The organism is Staphylococcus sp. B1(2026) (assembly GCF_058895785.1).
Window position 1 is genome coordinate 1 of the sequence record NZ_JBZXTS010000061.1, and the last position, 6952, is coordinate 6952.

Consider the following 6952-nt stretch of genomic DNA (forward strand, 5'->3'; position numbering starts at 1 on the left):
CCTTCTTGACCCCCATAGGATTTTGGACTACGCAATAGATACTAAATTGAATAGATTAAATAAAAAGTGAGAAAAATATCCATAACTACTATTTTTCTCACTTCAATCTAATTAAATAATTTATGCCATATTTTACCTATATTTTCTAATTCACTTTTAACAAGAATAACAATGACAATAAAGCATATTAAAATTCGATTCGGAAAAATCATATAATTAATAAATAATTGAACTATACTACTCATGATCATGATTATATAAAAGCCTAATGTAGCACTTTTTAATATCACAGCTAATATCACAATACCTAGTAAAATAATGATCGTTAGCCACCAATTTAAAGCTAGCATGGCACCAATTAATGTAGCAATACCTTGTCCACCTCTAAATTTAAATAATACGGGCATAATATGACCAATAATGACAAGTAAGCTAGCTAATAAAATAAATGTTGTTGAAATTTGCCAAAATTTACCTAATAATACGATGAAAAAACCTTTTCCACCATCAATTAAAGCCGTCACAATAAATGCGGGAACGCCTAACACACGTCCTGCATTACGAGAACCAACATTACCACTTCCTACCTCACTAATATTAATGTGATAAAATAAGCCAACAATATATCCACCCATAATATTACCAACTAAATAAGCTAATACTAAATATAATGATAATAAATAAATGCTCATTATTACTTCCTCCTTAATGTTCGTTTAGTAGAATTAATGGCTTTATTAATAAAATATAAATAAATTAACACATTAGAATATTTAGGATAGACTAAAAATCTAGGTCGCCATATCGGTTTAAATTTTCGTTTATATTTACGTAAGCCTTGTGTACCATATATTGCATGAATATTATCAAATAATGTCACGGCAATACGTTCTCTTAAATAACGATTAGACATGGCACCTAAATCAGATAATGGCGCAATACCTATAGAAAAATAATGATAAGATTGTGATTGTGCCCATAAAATAATATTAATATATAGGAAATCTACTAAGGATGGTGTTTGATGATTTTCAAATCTAACTAAATCAACCGTTATTGTTTGATTTTTATAAGTTGGCATAATTGTTGCAAAAGCGCAAATATGACCTTCTTTATTTTTAATGACTGCAACTGGTGCTTGTTTTAAATAAGGATATTTACATTGACCAAATGAAAAGCCTAATTCTTTATTACCGTCTAACCATTTATCTGAAATAGTTTGTATTTCTTCAAACACATCATAATCTAATGGCGCATCAATCAATTCAAAATAGTAACCATTTCTATTGAATTTATTAATTGTTGAACGTAACCCACGCATTTTTCTGCCTGATAGTTTAAAACGTTGTAGATCAATAATGGCTTCTTCACCTAATTTGAAAAATGAATTCCCAAAATTATGATAGAGTGCCATATATTCACTAGATGTTTGATAAAAAATGACATCAACACCAATATAATTGGCACGTCTATAAAAAGATTGTAATAATTTTTGAAAAGCACTACTATTACCAATAGGATTGCCTAAAATAATAATCGTTTGTTTTATTTGGACAAATTGTAAATAAGCATCTTTCATTTCATTCGTATAAAATAATTTATCACCTGTGAAACTTAAATGTGCTAAATAATTACCACCATAATGTTTCAAAATATGACGACGTTGTTTGATTGATAATTTATGTGAAATAGTTAAATCATATTTAGAGATAATATAAAAATTAATAATCAAATTAAATAATACATAGACAGTGATAGATAGAACAAAAATAGTAATTGACTGAGATAATGAAATTACATCACTATTAAAAAGCTTTAATGATAATTTATAAAAATAATAAATTAATAGGGTTACTGATAAAACAATCATACTATGTAGTGGTGAACGAAATAACATTAAAGGTTTTCTAATACTCGTGGTGCTATTAATACCTAATATCGTTAAAATTAATAAGATAGTTAACCAAATCATAATAAAATAACCTTTGTCTGCAAAGAAATTAGTTACAATTAATAAAATTAAAGCTAAACTTCCTTGCAAGTGTGCAACAATGGTTTCTTGAATTAGTGATAAGGCTGAGTCAATTAATAAAATAGCTGCTGAAATTTGAATAATAATTAATGAATAGCTTATCATGTCATTTTGAATAGTATTTGTAAAATTAAATGTATATAGCAGCAAAATAATCGCACTGATAAAATTCAATGAACCTAATATTAAAAATGGTAATTTATTAATCCAGCCTTTTTGTAAAGAAAAAATGACCGTACTTGTATCTATCGCTGGTTTTAAAAACTCTTGATAATGTTTCTGAACACGCGTTAACCAAAATTCTTGTAAAATCAAAAATAAACCTGTGATAAATGGAATTAAATAATAAGATAGTCTATATAACATTAAAATAGTTGCTGTGATATTATTAGAAATACCTAGTTGACTAAAAGCTAATAGAATTAATAAATCAAACGTACCAAAACCACCTGGCACCATCGAAATTAAACCAGCAATTGCTGCAACAATAAACACACCTAAAACTTGTGAATAAGCAACTTCTACTTTTAAAATATGTAAAATATAAATAATTAATGTACCGGCTGCTACCCAATCTAAAATGGAAACGATTGCTAATTTAACTGCTAAATGTTTATCTTCCTGAATCGTTGGTTTACGATATGTACTAAATAAATAAATTGGAAAAAATAAACTAATAATAATTAATGCATAGTATAACCATGGTCTTGAATGAATAATTACTGAAGCATCAATAATACCTACAACAACTAAAAATGCTAAACAACTAATACCCGTTAACATTGAGACCAGTAACATACCGATACTAGATGTTAATTTTTTCGAATTATCATAGTAAGGCTTATATAGATAAAAACGTAAAGCGCCTCCAATAAAGCCACCAAAGCCAAGCACCATATTTAAAGAATTCGTCATAAAACTAATTTTATAGGTGCGAATATGCCCTATTTTATTTTGTAAACCTAATGCACGAACAATTAAGAAATCATAGATACTTAAAATACTAACACCAATAAAGCCAGCTACAAAGATAATAGTAGCTTTAAAAATTCCAATATCATAAAGTAATTGTCCGACTTGAGAAAAATCGATATTTTTCAACTCACTTTTTAATTTTGTGTAAACAAAAATTAAAACAGCGATGATTAAAATAGCTTGTAATATATTTTTTATAGTTGAATTTATTTTTATTTTTTTCATTTAATTAACCTATTCCCTATGTTTAGATTCACATTCATAGAAATTATCTTCTTCCCCAAAATACTTATTGTATCTAAATTTAAAAGTATCAAATATCTCAGATAATAACACTTTTAAAACTGCATAACCTGGAATACCTAAGACAACACCAATTACACCAAATAGATTACCAGAAACTAATAATACCATAATAATCGTTAATGGATGGACAGATAAAGTTTTCCCCATAATATTCGGTGAAATAAAATTCCCCTCTAAAAATTGAACAACACCCCAAACAATGATCAATTTGAAAAATAATAACCAACCACCAACACCAAGTGAAACAATTAATGCTGGAGAAATGGCAATAGCTGGACCTAAATAAGGCACTACACTCATAATACTGGCTAACATCGCTAAAGGTAAAGCATAAGGTAAATCAATAATTGAATAACCTATAAATAATAAAATACCTATACATAATGAAACTAAAATTTGCCCTTGTATGTATGAACCTACTTGTGTATCCATTTTAATAATAATTTCTGTCATTTTTTTACGATATTTTGGTGGTAAAAAACTCAAAGTATACATTTGAAATTTTTCTCTATCTTTTAAAATAAAGAATAAAACAAATGGAAAAGTCATGATAACGACCGCAAAATCTTTGATAATACCTACAATATTCAAAATACTTTGATAAGCGCCACCCAATGAATTGCTCACAATATGTGTAAAATTTGGCATATTATGTTGTAACCAAATTAAAATATCATCATAGTACTGTTTAAATAATCGACTATGTTGAAAATATTCTTGTATTGAATTGCCTAAACGTTTTAAATAAATAGGAAAACTAAATACAAAAACTTCTGATTGTTCGAATAAAATAGGTGTTACCCATAAAATTAATGAAGTAGCTAAAGCAATTAATGCACCAATAACAATTAATACGGCTGGTAATCTTTTAATATTAAATTTTTCTAAAAAACTGACGATGGGTCTTAATAAATAATATAAAATCAATGCAATCAGTAAAGGGGTGACAATTGTTGAAATTAATACAACAATTGGCGTAAAAATATACGATATTTTATCATATATAATGATAACAATACCTAATAAAATGACAATAAATAAGGTGAATAATAAATTAATACCACCTAAAAATCTCATATAATTAGTAACAAATAGAGTTTTTACTTGTGAAGTACGATGTTGATGGTCTTGTTCTTTTTTCAACTCAATCTCTCCTTGTATCCTGTATCTTCTTTTATTTTTCATTATACATGAATTTATTTAAATAAAAAAGTATAGCTTTAAGATACATATCTTTCTATATCTTAAAGCTATACTATTAGAATGTATAAATCACTTCAAATTCTTCAAATAAAACCAATAGTTGTTCTGAAAAAGGTAAGTTATATTCTGCTAAATAATCTTTGAAAAAGATATCATGTGTCTCTTTCCAATATTTATAACTTTTATCACCTTCGCCTTCTTTTAGAGCATGTGTATCATTCATTTCATTATACGGAATAAGTGATACTACTGTATTTTTTATAATACATACAGGTTGATTAGAACTATTTAATATGATACTAATATCACCTACTTTAGGCATATCTTCACCTGTTTCATCATATAAAATGGCTAAACTAGAGGTAGCTTGTTTAATACCTTTTTTGACGAGTTCGGCTAATTCATCTGCCATAGGATGCCCTTCACCACACAATGCAAAACTAATATAATTTTGATGACGATATTGTGGATGTTCATTTATAAATTGTTGCCAATATTGTTCTACCATAATATTAAAACGGTAAATTACCGCCACCAAACCCTTTCATTAATTGATTTAAAGCGCCTTTTTGTTTACCTTTCATGTTAAATCCACTCATTTGTTTCATCATTTTTTTCATTTCATCAAATTGTTTAATTAAACGGTGGACTTCACTTAATGGACGCCCACTACCTGTTGCAATACGTTTTCTACGTGACATATTAATAATACTTGGATCTTCTCTCTCTAATGTCGTCATAGATTTAATAATCGCTTCAATATGACTGATTTGTTTATCATCAATATTTAATTGATCTAACCCTTTAATTTTATTCATACCAGGTATCATTTTAATAATATCTTGAAGCGGACCCATCTTTTTAATTTGAGAAAAACTTGATAAAAAGTCATCAAATGTAAATGATTGTTCTTTCATTTTCTTTTGCATAGCTAATGCTTGTTCTTCATCGATAGCACTTTGTGCTTTTTCAATCAAACTTAAAACATCACCCATACCTAAAATACGTGATACCATGCGATCTGGATAAAAAGGTTCAATGGCATCTAATTTTTCACCTTGTCCTGTAAATCGAATAGGCTTACCTGTTACTGCACGAATAGATAATGCAGCACCTCCACGTGTATCCCCATCTAATTTAGTTAAAACAACGCCTGTTACGCCTAAAGCTTCGTCAAATGATTGTGCTACATTGACAGCATCTTGCCCAGTCATAGCATCCACTACTAAAAATACTTCTTGTGGTTGAGCAAAAGATTTAATTTCTTTTAATTCATTCATTAAAGTTTCATCAATATGCAAGCGACCGGCAGTATCAATAATAATATAATCTAATTTATTTTCTTTAGCATAAACTAAAGCTTGTTTAACTATTTCTAATGGCTCTGTTTGATTCCCCATCTCAAAAACGGGGATATCTAATTGTTTACCTAGTGTAATTAATTGATTAATAGCAGCTGGTCGATAAATATCTGCTGCAACTAATAATGGTTTACGGTGATACTTTTTACGTAATAAATTAGCTAATTTACCTGTTGTTGTTGTTTTACCAGCACCTTGTAAACCAACCATCATCGTAATTTGTGGTGATTCTTTACAGATAATAAAATCACTTGATGCTTCACCATCAGTCATTAAAGCTGTTAATTCATCTTGAACGATTTTAACAATTTGTTGCCCTGGTGTTAAAGATTTCATAACATCTGCACCTACAGCACGTTCACTAACAGTTTTAACAAATGATTTAACAACTTTAAAGTTAACATCTGCTTCAAGTAGAGCTAATCTTACTTCACGCATCATTTCTTTAACATCTTGTTCTGAAACTTTACCTTTACCTCTAATTTTATCTAATGTTTTTTGTAATCTTTGTGATAATGCTTCAAATGCCATATCATTTCTCCTTTATCCCTATGTTTCATCTAATGTTGCTAATTGTTGAATTAACTGTGACAATTGTAGATGATTTTCTTGTTTTGCTAGTATTTGTAATTCATTTATCATCATTTGACGTTCATTGTATTTTTTTAATAAATGTAATTTTTCTTCGTATTCTTCTAATAATTGACTACTTCTGCGAATAGTGTCATAAACTGCCTGACGACTAACATTAAACTCTTCTGCGATTTCTCCTAAAGAAAAATCATCAGTATAGTATAATTGCATATATTTTTGTTGTTTAGTCGTTAATAATTGTTGATAAAAATCTAGCAGATTATTAATTCTAAAGATCTTTTCAATTTCCAAAATATCACTCATTTCTTATACAGATGTATTAAAGTTTATTATATAATGATATATGCATAGTGACAAGTTATTTTGAGAGCGATGTAGCCTATTTTTTGATTGAACATAAAAAAATTCAAAAAGAAAGTTGAAATTGATTAATTTCTTTTTGAATTGTCTTATATATGGATTGTCAACACTTGTCTGAACA

6 protein-coding genes are annotated in these 6952 nt (G+C 28.0%); all 6 read right to left on the bottom strand.

The window, feature by feature from the left end; translation table 11 throughout:
- Nucleotides 1-107 precede the first annotated feature (107 nt).
- The 6 genes from AC5EAH_RS07530 to AC5EAH_RS07555 all read right to left on the bottom strand — a co-directional run bounded on the left by AC5EAH_RS07530 (nt 108) and on the right by AC5EAH_RS07555 (nt 6774).
- Nucleotides 108-692 (bottom strand): glycerol-3-phosphate acyltransferase, encoded by a 585-nt coding sequence (locus tag AC5EAH_RS07530; RefSeq protein WP_493494163.1) that lies wholly within the window; start codon nt 690-692, stop codon nt 108-110.
- Nucleotides 693-694: 2 nt separating this feature from the next.
- Complete coding sequence (mprF, locus tag AC5EAH_RS07535) at nt 695-3232, bottom strand: bifunctional lysylphosphatidylglycerol flippase/synthetase MprF (protein WP_493494164.1); 2538 nt, start codon at nt 3230-3232, stop codon at nt 695-697.
- Nucleotides 3233-3241: 9 nt separating this feature from the next.
- Nucleotides 3242-4456, bottom strand: coding sequence for an AI-2E family transporter (locus tag AC5EAH_RS07540; RefSeq protein ID WP_493494165.1), 1215 nt, complete (start codon nt 4454-4456; stop codon nt 3242-3244).
- Between the two features lie 115 nt (nt 4457-4571).
- On the bottom strand, nt 4572-5051 hold the full coding sequence (locus AC5EAH_RS07545) for an ASCH domain-containing protein (protein ID WP_493494166.1): 480 nt from the start codon (nt 5049-5051) through the stop codon (nt 4572-4574).
- A complete protein-coding gene (gene ffh, locus AC5EAH_RS07550; protein ID WP_493494167.1) occupies nt 5029-6408 on the bottom strand; it encodes a signal recognition particle protein in 1380 nt (459 codons plus the stop codon). The genes AC5EAH_RS07545 and ffh overlap by 23 nt, the downstream gene beginning before the upstream one ends.
- Nucleotides 6409-6426: 18 nt before the next feature.
- Nucleotides 6427-6774, bottom strand: a complete 348-nt coding sequence (locus tag AC5EAH_RS07555) for a putative DNA-binding protein (protein ID WP_493494168.1) — start codon at nt 6772-6774, stop codon at nt 6427-6429.
- Nucleotides 6775-6952: the final 178 nt, after the last annotated feature.

What these genes read in the sequence shown, in the direction of transcription:
- AC5EAH_RS07530 (WP_493494163.1), bottom strand. Translation starts at nt 692, where the DNA reads ATGAGCATTTATTTATTATCATTATATTTAGTATTAGCTTATTTAGTT.
- ffh (WP_493494167.1), bottom strand. Translation starts at nt 6,408, where the DNA reads ATGGCATTTGAAGCATTATCACAAAGATTACAAAAAACATTAGATAAA.
- AC5EAH_RS07555 (WP_493494168.1), bottom strand. Translation starts at nt 6,774, where the DNA reads ATGAGTGATATTTTGGAAATTGAAAAGATCTTTAGAATTAATAATCTG.
- mprF (WP_493494164.1), bottom strand. Translation starts at nt 3,232, where the DNA reads ATGAAAAAAATAAAAATAAATTCAACTATAAAAAATATATTACAAGCT.